The sequence below is a fragment of the Pseudomonas mohnii genome (assembly GCF_900105115.1).
Classification (GTDB): Bacteria; Pseudomonadota; Gammaproteobacteria; order Pseudomonadales; family Pseudomonadaceae; genus Aquipseudomonas; species Aquipseudomonas mohnii.
The window spans coordinates 1,848,635-1,869,553 of the sequence record NZ_FNRV01000001.1 but is presented as its reverse complement, the minus strand read 5'-3'; the positions used below and the strand labels follow the sequence as shown (position 1 = coordinate 1,869,553).

The 20,919-nt window shown below is 61.5% G+C and carries 14 protein-coding genes; 6 read left to right on the top strand and 8 right to left on the bottom strand.

Annotation, left to right across the window (positions count from 1 at the left end; all coding sequences use genetic code 11):
- The first annotated feature begins 425 nt into the window (after nucleotides 1–425).
- Nucleotides 426–8,372 (top strand): retention module-containing protein, encoded by a 7,947-nt coding sequence (locus tag BLV61_RS08770; RefSeq protein WP_090464255.1) that lies wholly within the window; start codon nucleotides 426–428, stop codon nucleotides 8,370–8,372.
- A 94-nt stretch (nucleotides 8,373–8,466) separates the two neighbouring features.
- Here BLV61_RS08770 and lapD read toward each other — a convergent pair whose 3' ends face one another.
- The 4 genes from lapD to BLV61_RS08750 form a co-directional block, all read right to left on the bottom strand.
- The gene (gene lapD, locus BLV61_RS08765; protein ID WP_090464251.1) at nucleotides 8,467–10,407 is read right to left on the bottom strand and encodes a cyclic di-GMP receptor LapD; all 1,941 of its coding nucleotides are present in this window, start codon (nucleotides 10,405–10,407) and stop codon (nucleotides 8,467–8,469) included.
- A gap of 22 nt (nucleotides 10,408–10,429) precedes the next feature.
- Nucleotides 10,430–11,137 carry a cysteine protease LapG gene (gene lapG, locus BLV61_RS08760; RefSeq protein ID WP_047532114.1) on the bottom strand — a complete coding sequence of 236 codons (708 nt, stop codon included), beginning with the start codon at nucleotides 11,135–11,137 and terminating at the stop codon, nucleotides 10,430–10,432.
- Between the two features lie 118 nt (nucleotides 11,138–11,255).
- Entirely contained in the window at nucleotides 11,256–11,651 is a 396-nt protein-coding gene (locus BLV61_RS08755; RefSeq protein ID WP_047532112.1) for a YbaN family protein, read from the bottom strand.
- Nucleotides 11,652–11,661: 10 nt separating this feature from the next.
- Nucleotides 11,662–12,249 (bottom strand): UPF0149 family protein, encoded by a 588-nt coding sequence (locus BLV61_RS08750; RefSeq protein WP_047532110.1) that lies wholly within the window; start codon nucleotides 12,247–12,249, stop codon nucleotides 11,662–11,664.
- Between the two features lie 389 nt (nucleotides 12,250–12,638).
- Between BLV61_RS08750 and recQ the strand changes: the two genes are divergently transcribed.
- The 4 genes from recQ to BLV61_RS08730 all read left to right on the top strand — a co-directional run bounded on the left by recQ (nucleotide 12,639) and on the right by BLV61_RS08730 (nucleotide 17,183).
- A complete protein-coding gene (gene recQ / locus BLV61_RS08745) occupies nucleotides 12,639–14,765 on the top strand; it encodes a DNA helicase RecQ (RefSeq protein WP_047532109.1) in 2,127 nt (708 codons plus the stop codon).
- A gap of 119 nt (nucleotides 14,766–14,884) precedes the next feature.
- On the top strand, nucleotides 14,885–15,319 hold the full coding sequence (locus BLV61_RS08740) for a MarR family transcriptional regulator (RefSeq protein ID WP_047532107.1): 435 nt from the start codon (nucleotides 14,885–14,887) through the stop codon (nucleotides 15,317–15,319).
- 126 nt (nucleotides 15,320–15,445) lie between these two features.
- Nucleotides 15,446–16,759, top strand: coding sequence for a type IV pilus assembly protein FimV (locus tag BLV61_RS08735; RefSeq protein WP_139213616.1), 1,314 nt, complete (start codon nucleotides 15,446–15,448; stop codon nucleotides 16,757–16,759).
- A gap of 136 nt (nucleotides 16,760–16,895) precedes the next feature.
- Complete coding sequence (locus tag BLV61_RS08730) at nucleotides 16,896–17,183, top strand: Rdx family protein (protein WP_047532104.1); 288 nt, start codon at nucleotides 16,896–16,898, stop codon at nucleotides 17,181–17,183.
- On the opposite strand, the gene BLV61_RS08725 is transcribed toward BLV61_RS08730, so the two are convergent.
- Both BLV61_RS08725 and BLV61_RS08720 read right to left on the bottom strand, forming a co-directional pair.
- Nucleotides 17,177–18,070 (bottom strand): DMT family transporter, encoded by an 894-nt coding sequence (locus BLV61_RS08725; protein WP_047532102.1) that lies wholly within the window; start codon nucleotides 18,068–18,070, stop codon nucleotides 17,177–17,179. The two genes, BLV61_RS08730 and BLV61_RS08725, sit on opposite strands and share 7 nt — an antisense overlap.
- A gap of 73 nt (nucleotides 18,071–18,143) precedes the next feature.
- Nucleotides 18,144–18,905: a helix-turn-helix transcriptional regulator gene (locus BLV61_RS08720; protein ID WP_090464246.1), complete on the bottom strand. Its 762-nt coding sequence runs from the start codon at nucleotides 18,903–18,905 to the stop codon at nucleotides 18,144–18,146.
- A gap of 135 nt (nucleotides 18,906–19,040) precedes the next feature.
- Between BLV61_RS08720 and BLV61_RS08715 the strand changes: the two genes are divergently transcribed.
- A complete protein-coding gene (locus tag BLV61_RS08715) occupies nucleotides 19,041–19,856 on the top strand; it encodes a UDP-2,3-diacylglucosamine diphosphatase (protein WP_047532099.1) in 816 nt (271 codons plus the stop codon).
- A gap of 93 nt (nucleotides 19,857–19,949) precedes the next feature.
- Here BLV61_RS08715 and BLV61_RS08710 read toward each other — a convergent pair whose 3' ends face one another.
- Nucleotides 19,950–20,540 carry an HD domain-containing protein gene (locus tag BLV61_RS08710; protein WP_047532097.1) on the bottom strand — a complete coding sequence of 197 codons (591 nt, stop codon included), beginning with the start codon at nucleotides 20,538–20,540 and terminating at the stop codon, nucleotides 19,950–19,952.
- Between the two features lie 18 nt (nucleotides 20,541–20,558).
- A complete protein-coding gene (locus tag BLV61_RS08705) occupies nucleotides 20,559–20,870 on the bottom strand; it encodes an Mpo1-like protein (protein WP_047532095.1) in 312 nt (103 codons plus the stop codon).
- Between the last annotated feature and the right edge of the window lie 49 nt (nucleotides 20,871–20,919).

Here is a 20,919-nt window from a genome sequence, read left to right as displayed (position 1 = left end):
TCCAGCACATTGTTCAATGCGAAAGCCCTTGATTTATGAGCTTTAGGGCGCTCTTCTGGGTTTTAGGAAAGTTCCAATCCACTTATCGACAATGGACGGAGAAGTGCTGGAGGGGAGGGACGCGTAGCAGACTGGAGTGACGGTTTTTTGTCACTTGTGTGGTTCAGGATCGTTACGCTGCGCTCGCTGGACAGGTTGGGCTGGATTTGGATCCCGATGCCATTGATTGCAAACGGGTTTGTCCAGATACGCGAACGATGTCCGTGAGTTTCACGCTGGGCGAGAATGTCGCCAGAGGACGGTGGTCTACTCAGGTAAATCCGCTGACCCGCAGACAATCCGCCAGGCAACCCGCCTGAGCCATCGAGCATGTTCTCCGTGATAAATCAGGGTGCCGACAGCGGTTGGCAGCGGAGGAAATGCACATGGCTACGCTCATCGGTATCGTCAGTAAAGTCATCGGTCAGGTATTCGCGGTGGCGGGCGACGGCACGCGTCGTGTCCTGGTCGAGGGCGACCGGTTGTTCGCCGGCGATCAACTGAATACCGGGGCCGAAGGCGCAGTAGCGGTGCATTTGCAAAATGGCCATGAGCTGACCCTTGGGCGCGGCAGCAGCCTGCAAATGACCCCTCAATTGCTGGCTGATCAGTCGCCCCATGTGGTGGACACGACTGAGTCGGTGACGCCGAGCCAGGCGCAGCTGACCGACGTCGAGCAACTGCAAAAGGCCATCGCTGCCGGTGACGACCCGACGCAAACCGCTGAAGCGACCGCGGCCGGCCCGGGGTCGACCGGACCTTCCGGCGGCGAGCTGGGCGGCGGCCACAGTTTTGTCATGCTCGAAGAAGTGGCGGGACGGGTCGATCCTACCATTGGCTTCCCCACCGCCGGCTTCAATGGCATTCCCGAGTTTCCCGAGTTGCGGCACAACGCCGCTGCCAATAATGGTTTAGACGGCGCGGGTACTTCGGCGCCAGTCATCACGCCGCCTATCGTCACGTCACCGGACGTCACGCCGCCTGTCGTCACGCCACCGGACGTCACGCCGCCTGTTGTCACGCCACCGGACATCACACCCCCGGTCGTCACGCCTCCGATCAATAACCCGGTCACCCTCAACGGCCTGTCCGTCGAGGGCGGTGAACTGACCGTCAACGAAGCCAACCTCGTCGATGGCTCGGCCAGTAATCCCGGTGCGCTGACCCAGAGCGGCACGTTTACCGTCACGGCGCTCGACGGGCTCACCAGTCTGAGCGTCGGCGGAATCAATGTGGTCAGCGGCGGTGTGGCTGCAGGTTTTCCTCAGTCGATCACCACACCGCTGGGCAGCACCCTGACCATCACCGGATATAACCCGGCCACTGGTGTGGTGAGTTACAGCTACACCCTCAATGGCAGCGAAAACCACGCGTCCGGGGACGGCACCCAACTCAGTGAACACTTCACAGTGGTCGCCGGCGACAGCAACGGCGACAGCGCCACGGGTTCGCTGGACGTCAACATCAGCGATGACGTCCCTAAAGCCGTCGATGACAGTAACGCGGCCACGGCGTCAGAAACCCATCTGACCCTGAACGGCAGCGTACTGACCAACGATGTGCAAGGCGCCGACCGCATCCCCACCGGACCGGAAAGCGGCCCCGTGGTGGGTGGCACTTTCACCGGGACTTACGGCACGTTGGTGCTCAATGCCAACGGCACGTACACCTACACCCTTGATACCAGTGATGCGGATTTCAAGGCCCTGCATGGCGGTGGCAACGGGACCGAAACGTTCACCTACACGCTTAAGGATGCTGACGGCGATACCAGCACGGCGAATCTGGTTCTGCAGATCCACAACAACGACGACCCGGTGACGATTGGCGGATTGAACGTCGAAGGTGGCGAGCTGACGGTTTACGAAAAAAACCTCACTTACGGCAGCAACCCGAATGCGGCGGAGCTGACCCAAAGCGGCACCTTCACGGTCAATGCGCCGGACGGTTTGCAAAGTCTGACCGTGAGTGGCGTCTCGATAATCAGCGGCGGCGTTCCGGTGGGCTTCCCGCAATCGGGTAGCACTGACACGGGCGCGACCTTCACCATCACCGGTTATAACCCGACGACCGGGGTAGTGAGTTACAGCTACACCCTGAACTACACCGACACTCATCCGAATGCCAGTGGCGCCAACAGCATCACCGAGCATTTCGAAGTCGTCGCCACCGATACCGATGGCAGCACGGCGCACGCGCAAATCGACGTCAACATCGTCGATGATGTGCCCAAGGCCAATGCCGATACAGCCTCGGTCACCGAGGGCGGTGTGGTCACCGGCAACGTGCTGGCGAACGATGTCGGCGGTGCCGACGGTCCGGCGGTTGGTGGTGGCGTGGTCGGCGTGCGCGCCGGCTCGGACACCTCGACCCCGGTCGTGGGTGGCCTCAACAGCCAGATCAACGGCACCTACGGTTACCTGACCCTGGACGCCCACGGCAACGCCGAATACCACAGCTACCCCAACAGCGTGAACGGTCCGGGCGCGACCGACACCTTCACCTACACCCTGCGTGACGGCGACGGCGACCAGAGCACCACGACCCTCACCATCGACGTGAACAACAGCTGCATCAAAGCGGTCAGTGACAACGACGTGACCGTCTACGAAAAAGCCCTCGACGACACCAAGGACGGCCAGGACCTGGCGGCCGGCTACGCCACCGGCAGCGATCCCCATAACGCGGGCGAGACCGCCAGCGGCACGTTGGTCGGTTCGGTCACCGGCGCCAGCGGCGCGATCAGCTACAGCCTGGTCGGCAGCGCTCAGGGCCATTTCGGGGTGATCCAGCTCAACTCCGATGGCACCTACACCTACACCCTGACGACACCGGCGAACACCACGCCGCACGCGAACGACGGTGCCAACACCGTCACGGAAACCTTCACCTACCAGGCCACCGATTCTCAGGGGAGCGTGGTCACCAGCACCATCGTGGTCAACATCGTCGATGACGTGCCCAAGGCCAATGCCGATACAGCCTCGGTCACCGAGGGCGGTGTGGTCACCGGCAACGTGCTGGCAAACGATGTCGGCGGTGCCGACGGTCCGGCGGTTGGTGGTGGCGTGGTCGGCGTGCGCGCCGGCTCGGACACCTCGACACCGGTTGTGGGCGGGCTGAACAGCCAGATCAACGGCACCTACGGTTACCTGACCCTGGATGCCCACGGCAACGCCGAATACCACAGCTACCCCAACAGCGTGAACGGCCCCGGCGCGACCGACACCTTCACCTACACCCTGCGTGACGGTGACGGCGACCAGAGCACCACGACCCTCACCATCGACGTGAACAACAGCTGCATCAAGGCGGTCAGCGACAACGACGTGACCGTCTACGAAAAAGCCCTCGACGACACCAAGGACGGCCAGGACCTGGCGGCCGGCTACGCCACCGGCAGCGATCCCCATAACGCGGGCGAGACCGCCAGCGGCACGTTGGTCGGTTCGGTCACCGGCGCCAGCGGCGCGATCAGCTACAGCCTGGTCGGCAGCGCCCAGGGCCATTTCGGGGTGATCCAGCTCAACTCCGATGGCACCTACACCTACACCCTGACGACACCGGCGAACACCACGCCGCATGCTAACGACGGTGCCAACACCGTCACCGAAACCTTCACCTACCAGGCCACCGATTCTCAGGGGAGCGTGGTCACCAGCACCATCGTGGTCAACATCGTCGATGACGTGCCCAAGGCCAATGCCGATACAGCCTCGGTCACCGAGGGCGGTGTGGTCACCGGCAACGTGCTGGCAAACGATGTCGGCGGTGCCGACGGTCCGGCGGTTGGTGGTGGCGTGGTCGGCGTGCGTGCCGGCTCGGACACCTCGACCCCGGTCGTGGGTGGCCTCAACAGCCAGATCAACGGCACCTACGGTTACCTGACCCTGGATGCCCACGGCAACGCCGAATACCACAGCTACCCCAACAGCGTGAACGGCCCCGGCGCGACCGACACCTTCACCTACACCCTGCGTGACGGTGACGGCGACCAGAGCACCACGACCCTCACCATCGACGTGAACAACAGCTGCATCAAGGCGGTCAGCGACAACGACGTGACCGTCTACGAAAAAGCCCTCGACGACACCAAGGACGGCCAGGACCTGGCGGCCGGCTACGCCACCGGCAGCGATCCCCATAACGCGGGCGAGACCGCCAGCGGCACCTTGGTCGGCTCGGTCACCGGCGCCAGCGGCGCGATCAGCTACAGCCTGGTCGGCAGCGCCCAGGGCCATTTCGGGGTGATCCAGCTCAACTCCGATGGCACCTACACCTACACCCTGACGACACCGGCGAACACCACGCCGCATGCTAACGACGGTGCCAACACCGTCACCGAAACCTTCACCTACCAGGCCATCGATTCCCAGGGGAGCGTGGTCACCAGCACCATCGTGGTCAACATCGTCGATGACGTGCCCAAGGCCAATGCCGATACAGCCTCGGTCACCGAGGGCGGCGTGGTCACCGGCAACGTGCTGGCGAACGATGTCGGTGGTGCGGATGGCCCGGATGCCGGTGGTGGCGTGGTCGGCGTGCGCGCCGGCTCGGACACCTCGACGCCGGTTGTGGGTGGCCTCAACAGCCAGATCAACGGCACCTACGGTTACCTGACCCTGGATGCCCACGGCAACGCCGAATACCACAGCTATCCCAACAGCGTGAACGGCCCCGGCGCGACCGACACCTTCACCTACACCCTGCGTGACGGCGACGGCGACCAGAGCACCACGACCCTCACCATCGACGTGAACAACAGCTGCATCAAGGCGGTCAGTGACAACGACGTGACCGTCTACGAAAAAGCCCTCGATGACACCAAGGACGGCCAGGACCTGGCGGCCGGCTACGCCACCGGCAGCGATCCCCATAACGCGGGCGAGACCGCCAGCGGCACCTTGGTCGGCTCGGTCACCGGCGCCAGCGGCGCGATCAGCTACAGCCTGGTCGGCAGTGCCCAGGGCCATTTCGGGCTGATCCAGCTCAACTCCGATGGCACCTACACCTACACCCTGACGACACCGGCGAACACCACGCCGCACGCGAACGACGGTGCCAACACCGTCACCGAAACCTTCACCTATCAGGCCACCGATTCCCAGGGGAGCGTGGTCACCAGCACCATCGTGGTCAACATCGTCGATGACGTGCCCAAGGCCAATGCCGATACAGCCTCGGTCACCGAGGGCGGAGTGGTCACCGGCAACGTGCTGGCGAACGATGTCGGCGGTGCGGATGGCCCGGATGCCGGTGGTGGCGTGGTCGGCGTGCGCGCCGGCTCGGACACCTCGACCCCGGTTGTGGGCGGGCTGAACAGCCAGATCAACGGCACCTACGGCTACCTGACCCTGGACGCCCACGGCAACGCCGAATACCACAGCTACCCCAACAGCGTGAACGGTCCGGGCGCGACCGACACCTTCACCTACACCCTGCGTGACGGCGACGGCGACCAGAGCACCACGACCCTCACCATCGACGTGAACAACAGCTGCATCAAGGCGGTCAGCGACAACGACGTGACCGTCTACGAAAAAGCCCTCGACGACACCAAGGATGGCCAGGACCTGGCGGCCGGCTACGCCACCGGCAGCGATCCACACAACGCGGGCGAGACCGCCAGCGGCACCTTGGTCGGCGCGGTCACCGGCGCTTCCGGTGCGATCAGCTACAGCCTGGTCGGCAGCGCCCAGGGCCATTTCGGGGTGATCCAGCTCAACTCCGATGGCACCTACACCTACACCCTGACGACACCGGCGAACACCACGCCGCATGCGAACGACGGTGCCAACACCGTCACCGAAACCTTCACCTACCAGGCCACCGATTCCCAGGGGAGCGTGGTCACCAGCACCATCGTGGTCAACATCGTCGATGACGTGCCCAAGGCCAATGCCGATACAGCCTCGGTCACCGAGGGCGGTGTGGTCACCGGCAACGTGCTGGCGAACGATGTCGGCGGTGCGGATGGCCCGGATGCCGGTGGTGGCGTGGTCGGCGTGCGCGCCGGCTCGGACACCTCGACGCCGGTTGTGGGTGGCCTCAACAGCCAGATCAACGGCACCTACGGCTACCTGACCCTGGATGCCCACGGCAACGCCGAATACCACAGCTACCCCAACAGCGTGAACGGCCCGGGTGCGACCGACACCTTCACCTACACCCTGCGTGACGGCGACGGCGACCAGAGCACCACGACCCTCACCATCGACGTGAACAACAGCTGCATCAAAGCGGTCAGCGACAACGACGTGACCACCCACGACAAAGCCCTCGACGACACCAAGGACGGCCAGGACCAGGTGGTTGGACACGTCCCCGACAGCGAACCGGATCATGGCAGCGAAACTGCCAGTGGCGATACCGACAAGACCCCGATCGGGGGGGGTGTTACAACGGCCAAGCCAAGCCTCTCCGGCCCGTTGGCGGGTGATAGCACCAGCAATGACGCTGCCGTGGCTGCGGCGAAAACGGCGTTCGACACCAGTGGCAAACAAACGGGGGCGCAAAACGTCGGGTATTCCCTCTCTGACGGTAAGCCCAACGAAGGTGATGTCGGGTCGCAGGGCGAGGCCACTACGAAGGGAGCCCTTGAGTCCAGAGACACCAAGAACGATGCGGTTGGCCTGGGTGACGGTGTGAGCAGTCCCGACCCGGATCCACTGGCGCATGACGACACCACCACATCTGGCAACAATACCAACCCGGTGTTGGTCACCGATCTCAATCAACAGAACTCGGTGCTGTCGGGCACGGTGGTCAGTACACCGCTAACGGGTTCGCCAGTGGGCGAGGGCGCAACGTTCGCTGCCGACGGTGGCCTCCTCAAAACCATAACCGTCGATGGCACCACCTACGACCCGAAAGGCAACGTTAACGACAGCAAAGGCACTCTGGTGGAGAACCTCGACACCGCAGATAACCATTACGTGTCGCAGAAGGCCGCGTCGGTGGTGAACACCGAAAACACCGGCTGGATCTCCAAGGCAGCGGACTTCACTGGCACAGGCGCGATCAACTTCAAAGGTACCAACCCCAACAACACCGAGAACCAGAACCTGGCCGACGTACGCAGTGCGTTCTCGGCCAATGCAGCGACCATGACGGCGGTGCTGGTGGTCAGCGGTTACCTGGGTGCGGTGACCAATGCCCACGCCAATGATGAGGATCGCATCACCGTCAATCTTAAGCAGGGCGAAACCCTCAACCTGGATCACAACCTGGCAGCGGGCCATGTGGCCATGGAATATTCGGTCGACGGCGGAGCCTGGATTGCCCTTGCGGACGGGCAAACCCTGACGGCAACGTCGGATGCGACCTACCAGATCCACATCACCAATATCACCAATACCAGTGGCAGCAACTCCAACGGGGCGGAAGACTACCAACTGACCATGACCGTCAACTACGCCGGTGCCCATGACATTGCCCCGGATGACCATGGCACCTCCATCGCCAGTGACAGCCATGGCGGCAGCGACAGCGCCCACCTGTCCATCAGCTACCAGGACAATCACATCCTCACCGGGACGGCGGGCAATGACACACTGGTGGCGGGCAATGGCGACAACATCCTCAATGGCGGTGACGGCAATGACATCCTCACCGCAGGCCCCGGCAATAACGAGCTGCACGGCGGCGCCGGCAACGACTTGCTCTACAGCGGTCCGGGCAATGATCTACTCGACGGAGGTATCGGCAACGACACCGCCAGCTATGCCCATGCCACGGCCGGGGTCACGGTCGACCTGAGCCTGCTCGGCGCTCAGAACACCATTGGCGCCGGCACCGATACCTTGGCCGGCATCGAAAACCTGACGGGCTCCAACTACAACGACACCCTCACCGGCGACAACAACAGCAACATCATCAATGGCGGACTGGGTAACGATGTGCTCAATGGCGGGGGCGGCGATGATTTCCTGATTGGCGGCCTGGGCAACAACACCCTCACCGGCGGAGCCGGGGCCGACACTATCGAGTGGCTCAAGGGCAACAGCGGTCACGACGTAGTGACCGACTTCGCACCAGGCACCGACAAACTGGACTTGTCGCAGTTGCTGCAAGGGGAAAGCAACACTGCGGCATCGCTGGATGACTATCTGCACTTCACCGTCAGTGGCAGCGGTGCGTCAGTGGTGACCAGCATCGACGTCAGTGCATTGGCCGGCGCGGCGCCGAACCAGACCATCGATCTGGCGGGTGTCAACCTGGCCAGCCATTACGGGGTGACGCCGGGGGCGGGCGGGGTGATTGCCGGGGCGGATACGGCGACCATCATCAACGGGATGCTCAATGATCATTCGTTGAAGGTGGATACCGTTTGATCTGAAAAAGGTCGCAGCCTCCGGCAGCTCCTGCCTGGGATCGTCTGGATCCTGTAGGAGCCGCCGAAGGCTGCGATCTGTTGATCTGCTGGCTTCACATCGGTTCAGGCGCGCCGATCAATCTTCCCATTACCCCAAACACCCCCAGTTCCTTGATCGTTTCCAGCTCACCCTGAGTCTCGACCATTTCTGCAATCAACGGCAGGTCAATGCTGTTGGTGGCCCTGAAGATCGCCTCGATGAACAGCCGCTTATCTCGTTGCTCATCGATGTGCCTGATGTAGGCTCCATCGATTTTCAAGTAAGCCAGACCCAGTTGCGTCAGGTTGCCGATCTGACTGAAGCTGCCACCAAAATGCTGCAAGCCGATGCGAAAACCGGTGTTGAGCACACTGTGACTCAGCCGTTGCAACTCGTCCGCGGGCGGCAGTTGGCATTCGTCGATTTCCAGGGTCAGCAGCGGTGCCAGATCCGGCAGCGATTCGAGCATGTCGAGGATCAGTCGCAGCTGCGCCCGGTCGCGCAGGGTACTGCCGGACAAGCTCAGTGCCAGTGGCCAGCGGTTGGCGGCGAGGTATTCGAGGGTGGCGTCGAGCATCGCCAGATCGAAGCGTGCCGACCAGCCCAGACGCTCGATCCACGGCAGGAAATGTCCGGCGGCAATCGCTTCGCCCTGCGGATCGATCAGACGCGCGAGGACTTTGTGGTGCAGCACCTGACGGGGGTCAGCGCATTGCACCACCGGCTGAAAATACAGCTGCAATTTGCCTTGGGTCAGGGCGTCGTCGAGCCAGGCACGCCAGTCATGTTGAGGCTGATTCGGTACGGTCTCGTGATGCCCCAGCAGCACCCAGGGGCGGTCGGAGCGTTGCCGGGCTTGAGTCAGTGCATGGTCCAGGCGCAGTAGCACGTCGCTGGCCGGCTCACCGGGGTGATAGGCGACAATGCCCAAATGGGCGACGGGCGTGCAATCGCTGGCGCCGGTCAGACGCAGGTTTTCCAAGGGGGCGCTGATCTCGGCGGCCAGTCGCTCGGCGCCCTCGGTGTTCAGTCCCGGCATCAGGAGACTGAATTCGCCGCCACGGTTGCGTGCCGCCAGCCAGGCCCGCCGTTCGGGCAATTGAGTCAAGCGCTTGAGCAATTCGCCCGTCGCGCTGATCAATGCATCGGTGCGTTGCCCGCCAAGACGTTGATTGAGTCCCACCAGATCGTTGATCTGCAGCATCAGCAAATGGCCGTCGCTGTTTTGTTCATCGACCAGTAAGTAATCGGCCAGCTGCTCATCCAGCAAGCGACGGTTGGCCAACCCGGTCAGGCTGTCCTGATAGGACTCGCTGCGTAGTTTTTCACTGCGTTCGGCTTCTTCGGCGAATAACGCTTTGAGTTTCTCGACCATCTGGTTCATTGCCAGCACGACCCGTTTCAATTCCGGTGTGCGTGGCAATTTCGGCAGGCTCAGGAACTCATGCTTGCTGATGGCTTCGGCCTGTTTGACCAAGGCGTCCAGCGGGCGAAATTGCCGACGCAGCAACCAGCCACCGAAGACGGCACTGAGCACTCCGCATACCAGCAGCCAGATCAGGCTGCCAAGGGTGCTGTCCCAGAGTTTGGCCAGGGCGAATTGCGGGTTGCTCAACACTTCCACGCGCGCCGCTTGCTCCCAGCCGCGCATGATCAGCGCGTCGCCCCCCTCTATACGCAGGTTCACCAGGCTGACGAACCACCCCGGTACGCCCTCGATACGCCCGGCAACGTTACGCTCGACCAGTACCTGCTGATTCTCGACATCGATAATGCGAATGCTGTTGAAGTAGCCACTGTCGAAAATTGAACTGACCATCAGCTCCATCATGGCCGGATCATCGATCTGTGCCGTCAGCGACAAGCCCAATGCAGTGGCGGCGTCCTGGGCATGGGAGCGCAGTTGACCGAGCATCTGTTCGCGGGAGCTTTCCAGGCTGACAAAGAAACTGCCACTGAACGCCACCAGCAGGAACAGGCAGATAGCGAGAAACAATTGGTTGCGCAGTTTCATCGAACGCTCCTTGCTGTGGCCGTTAACCGTTGCCCACGGAGAACCCCTCGGCCTGCATCTTTTTCAGGACGTCTTGCCAGCGCGACAGTTTTTTCGAGTCGCTGCTGCGATTGCCGCCCTTGGCACCGGGTAGGTAGAGGCCTTCGGCATTGAAGGCATACACCGGCAACAAGTCTTTGCGTTGGGAGGCGGGGCGGATGTCGCTGACCAGGTTATCCAGCACCAGCGGGTCGGCGGCAGGGCTGCTGTAGAAGGTCAGCACCATATGCGCCTGGTTCTGGGTCAGCGCCTTGACGTAAGTGATGCGCAGTTTTTCGCTGGGAATGCCGAGTTGGCGCAGGCTGAAATATTTCGCCAGTGCGTAGTCTTCACAGTCCGCGGCGCCCTTGATCAGGGATTCGGCGGGCGTGGCCCAGTAGTCGGCCTGATGCCAGACGCGGCTATCGTCCTGAAAATTCAGTTGTTGATTGAAGAAACGATTGACCGCATTGAGTTGTTCGCGCTCAGGCGCGTTGCGTTCGCCCTGGAGCATTTGACTCCAGGCCACGATACGTCTCTCTTCAAGGCCGAGGGGGCCGTAACGCTGTCCGACGCTTTCAAGAATCTGTGCAAAGTCCCAATAGGCCGAGGCGCTGGTCAGGCCGATCAGCAGAAAAGCGGCCAATAGCAGTCGCCCGCCGATCCGAAGTCGGAACGTTGGCCATCCTGGACTTCGCTGGCTGCGGGACATGTCCGGCTGCTCGTGTGTTGAGTGTTGAAGTCTAGGTGGTGTTTGCCGCGAAGAGGGGCAGATCGTCGGATGAAGGTGTCACGCAGGACGGCCTGCGTGGCGAAGGCGCCACAGAAGTTCAGGATTTGTGCAGGGTTTTCTGGCGAAGGATATAGATCGTCACCAGCACCGCGCTGGTCAGCATGAAGCCGCGAGCCCAAGGCAGGGGCACGAGATAGCAGGAGAACAGGATGCTCGCCCACATCAGGCCGATGGCGTAGACCTTGCCCTTGAGCGGAATGCCGTTGCCGTCGAGGTAGTCGCGAATCCAGGGCCCAAGGTGCCGATGCTCCACCAGCCATCGATAAAAGCGCGGCGAACTGCGGGCGAAACAGGCGGCCGCCAGCAGCAGGAAGGGCGTGGTGGGCAATACCGGCAGGAAAATCCCGATTACCCCCAGCGCTACGCTGAGCCAGCCGATGGTCAGCAACACGTAACGCAACATCAGGGGGCGGTTGCCTATGGGGGCGTCCATAGGCACGACCTTAGTGGTGGCGTGGCTTGAGGATCGCCGGTTTTTCGTCTGGCGCGTTGCACAGCAGGTACAGCGCGGTCAGGGCTTCCGGGATCTGTACGATCATGTCGTCCATCAGGTTGGCGTCGGCGGCGATGTCGGAGAACTCCGGTTGCTCGTCGAACAGGCCCGAACCGACCATGATCGGCAGCAACATTTCGCTGACTTCATCTTCGGCGGTTTCGAACCAGGCTTCTTCGCGCAGGAACACGCCTTCCATGAAGCCGATGCACCAGCCACGCAGATCGGAATCGTCCGGGTCATCGCCCAGGTCCAGGTCGCAGGGCAACTCGAACTCTTCATCAGAGGCCAGTTGACGGGCGATGTGCGCCTTGAGGGCCAGCAACGTGGATTCGATCGCTTCGCGCTCGGTGTCGTCGGCGTAATGCGGCTCTTCGGCGAAGAGCGCGTCGATCCACTCACGATCCGGGACCTCTTCGGAACAGATCGACAGCGCGGTGAGGTAGCCGTGGGCGGCCACGTAGTCCAGCGCCTCGTCATGCAGTTCATCGGCGTCGAGGAAGACTTGCAGGCGGGTTAGTTGCTCAGCGAAGGACATTAAAGGACTACCTTGGGGAATTAACAGATGCGGGAATTCTAGGCCTTCTTGAGCGCTCAGGCCAGCCGCGCGGCATATTTGCACCGCATTCCCTGTGGGAGCGAGCCTGCTCGCGATGGGGTCGTCACATCCAACATCGTCGCTGCCTGATCCGCCGCCATCGCGAGCAAGCTCACTGCCACAGGATTTATACGGTGTTGTTGGTGTGTCTTATCAGCGGCGCCCTTTGCCGGACAGTGCTCGGGTATACTCGCGCGTTTTGTGATGCCCTGCTGGCGTCCCGGCTGAAATGTGAAGCGACATGCAACGCGCACTTACGATTTGTCGGTGTGGTGCTGGCGGTTCTGAACCAGCCTTGCAGGGATGTTTCGGTGATTTTTGGAGTTTTTATGCTCGAACAGGCTCAACGCGTCCTCAAGGACATCTTCGGCTACGACAGTTTCCGTGGCCGTCAGGGTGCAATCATTGAGCGCGTGGCCAGCGGCGGCGATGCCCTGGTTCTGATGCCTACCGGTGGCGGCAAATCCTTGTGCTTCCAGGTGCCGGCGCTGTTGCGCGATGGCCTGGCCGTCGTGGTGTCGCCGCTGATTGCCTTGATGGACGATCAGGTCGCGACGCTCGAAGAGCTGGGCGTGGCCGCCGCCGCATTGAACTCTACCCTCAGTGCCGAGCAACAACGCGACCTGGCGGCCCGCATCAAGCGCGGCGAAGTGAAAATGCTCTATCTCGCGCCGGAACGGCTGGTCCAGCCACGCATGCTGGCGTTCCTGCAAGGGTTGAACATCGCTCTGTTCGCCATTGACGAAGCGCACTGCGTGTCGCAATGGGGCCATGATTTCCGTCCGGAGTACCTGCAACTTGGCCAGTTGGCGGAAATGTTCCCCGATGTGCCACGCATCGCCCTGACCGCCACCGCCGACAAACGCACCCGGGAAGAGATTGTCACTCGCCTGCACTTGCAGAACGCCGAGCGCTTCCTGTCGAGCTTCGATCGACCGAACATCTTTTATCGCATCGTGCCCAAGGAGCAGCCGCGCAAGCAGTTGCTGGCGTTTCTCGCCGAACGGCGCAGCGATGCCGGCATTGTGTATTGCCTGTCGCGCAAAAAAGTCGAGGAGGTGGCGGCATTCCTCAGTGAGCAAGGCTTCCCGGCGCTGCCCTACCACGCCGGGTTGCCCAACGATTTGCGCGCCTACCACCAGAAGCGCTTCCTCAACGAGGAAGGCCTGATCATGGTCGCCACCGTGGCGTTCGGCATGGGCATCGACAAACCCAACGTACGTTTTGTCGCACACCTCGATCTGCCGAAATCCCTTGAGGCCTACTATCAGGAAACCGGTCGCGGCGGGCGTGACGGCCTGCCGGCAGACGCCTGGATGGCCTACGGCCTGCAAGACGTGGTGATGCTCAAGCAGATGCTGCAGAACTCCGAAGGCGACGAACGCCACAAGCGCCTGGAGCAGCACAAGCTCGACGCCATGCTCTCGTTGTGCGAAGAAACCCGCTGCCGCCGCCAGACCCTGCTGGCCTATTTCGACGAGGACATGCCCGAGCCCTGTGGTCACTGCGACAACTGTGTCGACGGCGTGCAGACCTGGGACGCCACCGAGCCCGCCCGTCAGGCGCTTTCGGCGATCTACCGCACCGGCCAGCGCTACGGTGTCGGGCATTTGGTGGATGTATTGCTGGGCAAGGACAACGAAAAAGTCCGCAGTTTCGGTCATCAGCATCTGTCGGTTTACGGTGTTGGCAAAGCGATGGCCGAAGGCGAATGGCGCTCGTTGTTCCGACAACTGGTTGCCCGGGGGCTGGCGGATATCGACCTGGAAGGTTACGGCGGCTTGCGCCTGAGTGACAGCTGCCGGCCGCTGCTCAAGGGTGAAGTGACCCTGGAGCTGCGCCGCGACCTCAAGGCGCAAACCACGACCAAAAGCAGCAAGAGCCAGGCGAGCCAACTGGTGCGCGGCGAAGAACGCGAACAGTGGGAAGCCTTGCGTGCCCTGCGACGCAAACTCGCCGAAGAACACGGTGTGCCGCCTTACGTCATCTTCCCGGATTCCACCTTGCTGGAAATGCTCCGCAGCCAGCCCACTTCCCTGGCGGAAATGGCCACGGTCAGTGGCGTCGGCGCGCGCAAGCTGGAACGTTATGGCGAGGCCTTCCTCGAAGTTCTCGGCGGCCAGGTCGAGGCACCGAAGGTGGTGGCCGATGTGCGCCACGAATTGATCACCCTGGCGCGCGCCGGCATGACGCCGCTGCAGATTGCCGGTCAGCTGCAATGCTCGGAAAAGAACGTCTACACCATGCTGGCCGAGGCCATTGGCAAGCAGCAGCTGTCGCTGGAACAGGCACTGGATTTGCCCGAGGACTTGATGGGCGAAGTTCAGGATGCGTTCCTCGACGGCGAAGGCGAGTTACCGCCAGTGTCGGAGATTTCCGCGCTGTTTGCGGGCCGGGTGCCGGAAGGTGTTTTGTACTGTGTACGGGCTGCATTGCAGTCCGAATTCGAGATTTGAGTGATCTGTCGTGCAGGTGTAACGATTCAGTACAGATCAAGCCTTGCCTCAGGGCAAGGCTCATGCTTAGCTGACTAATTATTAGGTTTTCTCTGTTTCAGTCTAATCATGAGTGTTTTATGCCGTTAACCGATCAACACCGCTTTGGCATGCAATTGGCCCAGATGTCACGCGGCTGGCGTGCCGAACTCGACCGCCGACTGGCCGGGCTCGGACTGTCCCAGGCGCGTTGGCTGGTGCTGCTGCACCTGGCGCGTTTCGACGAAGCCCCGACACAACGTGAACTGGCGCAAAGCGTCGGCGTGGAAGGACCCACCCTGGCCCGCCTGCTCGATAGCCTGGAAAGCCAGGGCCTGGTGCAGCGTCAAGCGGTGCTGGAAGACCGTCGAGCAAAGAAGATCGTCCTCTGCGCCCCGGCGCTCCCCCTGATCGAACAAATTGAAACCATTGCCACGCAATTGCGCCACGAGCTGTTCGAAGGCGTGGATGAGGCGGATTTGGCGGTGTGCATGCGGGTTCATGGGCACATTCTTGGCAACCTTGAAAAATCTTGAGGCATAACCCCGCGCCAGACTGGTGAGCGGCCGCATTGAGCAGACTATAAGAACTACTGCGCGATATCGTGTTCGTACCGGATGTGCGAACACGTGCAGGTTGGTTCTGGTTACTAAGGGATGCTCATGCTTGAGAGTCGGCTTTTCGTTGTACGCTGTTGCACCCGATTGTTGCTGGTCGGTGCCGTTGTCACTTACTCGGCATTGGCGTCAGCGCTGGGGCTCGGTGAAATGACCGTTCACTCGGCATTGAATCAGCCGCTGCGAGCCGACATTGCGCTGATGGATGCCGCAGGTCTGGAGGAGGGCGAACTGTCGGTCAGCCTGGCGACAGCGGACGAATTCAGCCGGGCCGGTGTCGAGCGGGTGCGCTTCCTTGATAACCTGAAGTTCACTCCTGTCCTGCGGGGCAACCGTCGCCTGATCCAGGTGACATCTAACAAACCGGTCAATGAACCCTTCCTGAATTTCCTCGTAGAGCTCAATCAGCCCAACGGCCGGTTGCTGCGTGAGTACACGGTGCTGATCGACCCTCCAGGATCACCCAATATTGTGCCGGCAACGGATGAACCGCTGATCGGCCGACCCTCTTCCGAATTTCCGAGTGTCCAGCCTGCCACCGCGCCACTTCCTGCGCGCAAGGAGCCGCCCAAGCCTGCCGCCGCTCCACTGATTCATCCGCTTGATGAACAATTGGCCGCCAGCGTGCTGCAAAACCAGCAGTTGCAGGCAAGCGTTGACGAGCTCAAGGCGAAGCTCCTGGCACAGGGCGAACAGATCGCCGCTGGGAAAAAGCAGGTAGCCGAGTTGCAAACCCGGTTGGCAGAAGTTCAGCTGTCGACAGCAGAGCCGGATGAGCCTGCGGTGGTGACGCCGACGCCTGTCGTTGCGGCAGAGCCCGGGAGGGATTTATCGCTGATATTCGGGCTGCCGGCGCTGGTGGTGTTGGGGCTGCTGGGATGGTTCGTTCGGCGTCGCCGCCAGCCACTACAGACCGCCCCCGAACCTGCGGCCAAGCAAGAGCCGGGACTGAACCGATCGGTGGAACCATGGCAGGACGTTCTGGGTAAGCAAGGTGAAATCGCGGCCCATGACGCACAACAGGCCAGCCTGCGCAGTTCCGGGTTTGCCCCACAAGAATCTCTGGAAAACCGTTCACGTCATCCCGGGTTGAGCCCTGTCGCATCAGCCGCAGTGCCCGTGGCGGCAGCGTCTGGCAACGAGTTCCAGTTGAACCTGGATGACCTGTCGATGGGGGCGAGTTGGGGCTTGATCGACGCCACCGCATCGCCATCGAGTGCCTCTACGTTGCCGGAGCCCGACATTGAATGGGAACTCGAACCCGTTTCCCGATCGATGGACGGCAGCTTTCTCGTCGAGTTCGCAGAGCCGGTTCCATCGCCGGACCTTGAACCGCCGAAACAGGCGGCCCGCAGTTAATTTGCCGTCACCCGATAACCTTGGGTGTAGGGAACTATTGTGGCGAGGGAGCAAGCTCCCTCGCCACAGATGTGATGTGTTGTAAGCTGGAGCGCATTCAAACGTCAGTCTTTATGCCTCAGGGAACCTGTCTTTCATGGCCGCGAGCAAACCGGAAATCGTCATCACTTATTGCACCCAATGCCAGTGGTTGTTGCGCGCTGCCTGGCTGGCCCAGGAGCTTCTCAGCACGTTCGGCGACGATCTGGGTAAAGTGTCACTGGTACCCGGCACGGGCGGCGTCTTTCACATTTCCTGCGACGAGGTGCAAATCTGGGAGCGCAAGGTTGACGGTGGGTTTCCCGAGGCCAAGATTCTGAAACAGCGGGTCCGCGATCAAATCGATCCGGACCGGGATCTCGGACACAACGATCGCACTCAGTGAGAGGCGGCCTCTGCGGCGACGGCTTTCTTGCTCGAACCGTTCGCAAGCCTGCTGGACACCACAATCGCGACGATGATCAACGCACCGCCCAGCAACATGCGCAGGGTAGGGTTTTCATCGAATAACAGCCAGGCCACGGTGATGCCGTAAACCGGCTCCAGGGCGAAGACCACGGCGGCGGTCCGGGCCTTGATCACGGCGAGGCTGGCGACGAACAGGCTATGGGCAACGCCGGTGCAGAACACCCCGAGCAGGCTGATCCACAGCCAGTCGATAGCACGCACCTCGCTCAATTGCGGCGCCGCCATCGGCAACAGGCACAGGGCGACCACAACGTTCTGATACAGCGCTGCCTGCACCGGCGGAATGCGGCCGGAACTGACGCGGTTGGTCAGCGACAGCAGGGCGAACAACAAACCGGATGCCACGGCCCAGAGCAGGCCCGTGGTAGCGCCGCTGGCCAGATCGAACGCTGGCGTCACCAGCACCAACCCGACGCTGACCAGTACGACCAACAGGATCTCATTGGCGCGAATGCGTTCGCGGAAAATCAGGCCTTCGAGGATGACGGTAAAGGCCGGGAAACTGGCAAAGCCCAGCGTTGCGATCGCCACGCCAGCCACTTTCACCGCAATGAAGAAACTCACCCAGTGCCCCGCCAGCAACAGGCCGCTGAGTAACAGTCGACGCCAGTCCACGGCTTCAAGTGTTTGCCAGCGGCTCTGGCGGGCGAATCGTGCAAAAAATGCCAGCGCCAGCACTGCGAATGCCGCGCGGCCGAAAACGATGATGGCCGGTGAGGCTGCGGCGAGTTTTCCGAATACGCCGGTCAGGCCAAACATCAGTGCACCGATATGCAGGGCGCCAAGGGCGGTACGGGGAGTCATTGCAGTCCTTGATAAACATCGTGAGCCGGACCATTTAACCGCAGCCGCTACCGTCGTGTCTGTCGTCAGACTCTCACTGTTTGTCGCCAGCCTCGCGTCGCAGTTTGCCCGGTGATGTGCCGAACTCGCGCAGCACCGCGGCGGCGAATGCACTCTGGGAGCTGTAACCGACGCGACAGGCAATCTCGCCTATGGGCAGCATCGATTCGCGCAACAAGGTAACGGCCTTATGCAGGCGGCGACTGCGGATGTAATCCATCGGCGTCTGCCCGCATTCGGCAACGAACCGGGCATGCAGACGAGCACTGGAGAGGCCGGCCACGCGTGCCAGATCGGCGACTTGCAGCGGGTAGGCGGCGTATTGGTCAATGTGCGCATTCAATGCAGCGTAGGGCAGGCGCCGAGTACCGACGCTATCAGGTCTTGCGTTGTTCAGACTGGCCAGCAACAGCACCGCACCCTGTTGCGCAATCAGCGGATCCTCGACCGGGCTGTTGGCCAGCCAGGCGACCAGTTGGCTTTGCCCGGCATCCAGCGACAGCCGTCCAGCGTTGTCGAGCAAGCGTCGGCTGGATTCGGCATGATCGCCCAGGGACTGAGAGACCCATTGATCACCGGGCACGTCCAGTACCAGGCAACGGCTGCCATTGGCGCTGCCGCACGCATGGTGCGCGCCGGATGGCACCACGGCGAAACTCTGCTGAACCACCTGGCTGCCACGCCCGTCGATCTCGAAATCCAGCGCGCCCGACAGCCCGAACACCAATTGTGCGTGCTCATGGCTGTGGATGATCAGGTCGTGGCTGTACTGACGAAGGGTGAGGATCGGTCTCATCGCGGGGCTCCGGGGACTGGGCGGCAGTTTACACCGAGGCGGCTCGTTCGCGTTGTCACAAGACTGACTTGCCGCTGTCATGGGCTATTAATCCACACGGCGCAAGCTGGCGAAAACCAATCCTGAGGGTTGTCCATGACCAGCGCCGAGCTCGCCAAACCCAGCCGTAAGCAACGTGTGCGGACCCTATGGATTTCCGACGTGCATTTGGGCACGCGCGATTGCCAGGCCGAGCATCTGTCGCAGTTTCTCAAGGGTTACCACGCAGACAAGATCTATCTGGTGGGCGATATCATCGACGGCTGGAAACTGCGCGGCGGCATGTACTGGCCGCAGGCGCACACCAACGTGATCCGGCGCTTGCTGACCATGGCCAAGCGCGGTACCGAGGTGATCTACGTCACCGGCAACCATGACGAATTCCTGCGCCGCTATTCGAAGCTGATTCTGGGCAATATCCAGTTGGTGGACGAAGCGGTGCACGTGACCGCTGACGGCAGGCATTTGTTGGTGATCCACGGGGACCAGTTTGACGTAATCACTCGCTATCACCGCTGGCTGGCCTTTCTCGGCGACTCGGCCTACGAATTCACCCTGACCCTCAATCGTTGGCTCAACCATTGGCGTGCCCGTTATGGCTATGGCTACTGGTCGCTGTCGGCGTACCTCAAGCACAAGGTGAAAACCGCCGTCAGCTTCATCAGCGATTTTGAAGAAGCCATCGCCCATGAGTGTGTCAAACGCGAGCTGCATGGCGTGGTGTGCGGGCACATTCACCATGCCGAGATTCGCAAGGTCGGCGAGGTGGATTACCTCAATTGCGGGGACTGGGTGGAGTCGTGCACGGCGCTGATCGAGCATTGGGATGGCACGATCGAGTTGTATCGCCTGGCTGATGCCCAGGCGCGGGAGGCGCAGTTGAAGGCTTTGAAAGTCGCCGAGCCAGCGTGAAAGTTGCGGTGAGTGTACCGGCCTCATCGCGAGCAGGCTCGCTCCCACCATTTGATCGTTTTTTCCTTAAATCACGCGATCCCCTGAGGCCTGTCAGGCGGGTGAGTATTCTTCCATCGCCGCCTTGTAGATCGAGTGCTTCGGCTGCGCGAACAGTCGCGCCATCATCGGTTCAAAGAAACTCAGCGGCAGGGTGTCATATGCCGGATCAAACGCCGCCGCGTCGTACTTGGCGCAGAATTCGATGGTTGCCAGGTACTGCGGGTGATCGCTGAATTGCTCGCGCAGGTGCCGGTCCATGCCCAGGTGATGGAAGAAGTAGTAGCCCTGGAAAATTCCGTGTTTTTCCACCATCCACAAATTCTCGGCGCTGACAAACGGTTTGAGGATGGCGGCCGCGATGTCCGGGTGGTTGTAGGAGCCAAGGGTGTCGCCGATGTCATGGAGCAGGGCGCAGACCACGTACTCTTCATCGCGGCCGTCGCGCCAGGCGCGGGTGGCGGTTTGCAGGGAGTGGGTCAGGCGGTCCACTGGAAAGCCACCAAAATCACCCTCCAACAACTTCAGGTGCGCCGCGATTCGTGCCGGCAGTTGACGGGCGTAGGCACTGAAGTCCGCAGCAATGATCGCCCAGTCTTCCTGGGTGCCGTCCTTCATGTGGGTGAAACGGGCGTTTGCATTCATCGGCAATCCTCCTGTGTTCTAGAACGGCACGCGTCCCAGAATCATGTCGCGATACATGACGAAATCGCCGAGCAAGCTATAGAAGGGATGTTGGAAAGTTGCAGGGCGATTCCTTTCGAAGAAGAAATGTCCGACCCAGGCGAAGCTGTAGCCGGCCACCGGCAAAGCCCACAACAGCATCCAGGTGCCCCGACCAATGGTCAGCGCCAGAATGAAAATGACCAGCGTCGTGCCGATGAAGTGCATTCGTCGGCAAGTGCTGTCGCTGTGCTCGCTGAGGTAATAGGGGTAAAACTCAGCGAAGCTGTTGAATCGTTTGACGTTTTCCACGTATGCGATCTCTGTGCTTATTGTTCTGACTGCAAGTTGTTCTGCGGGT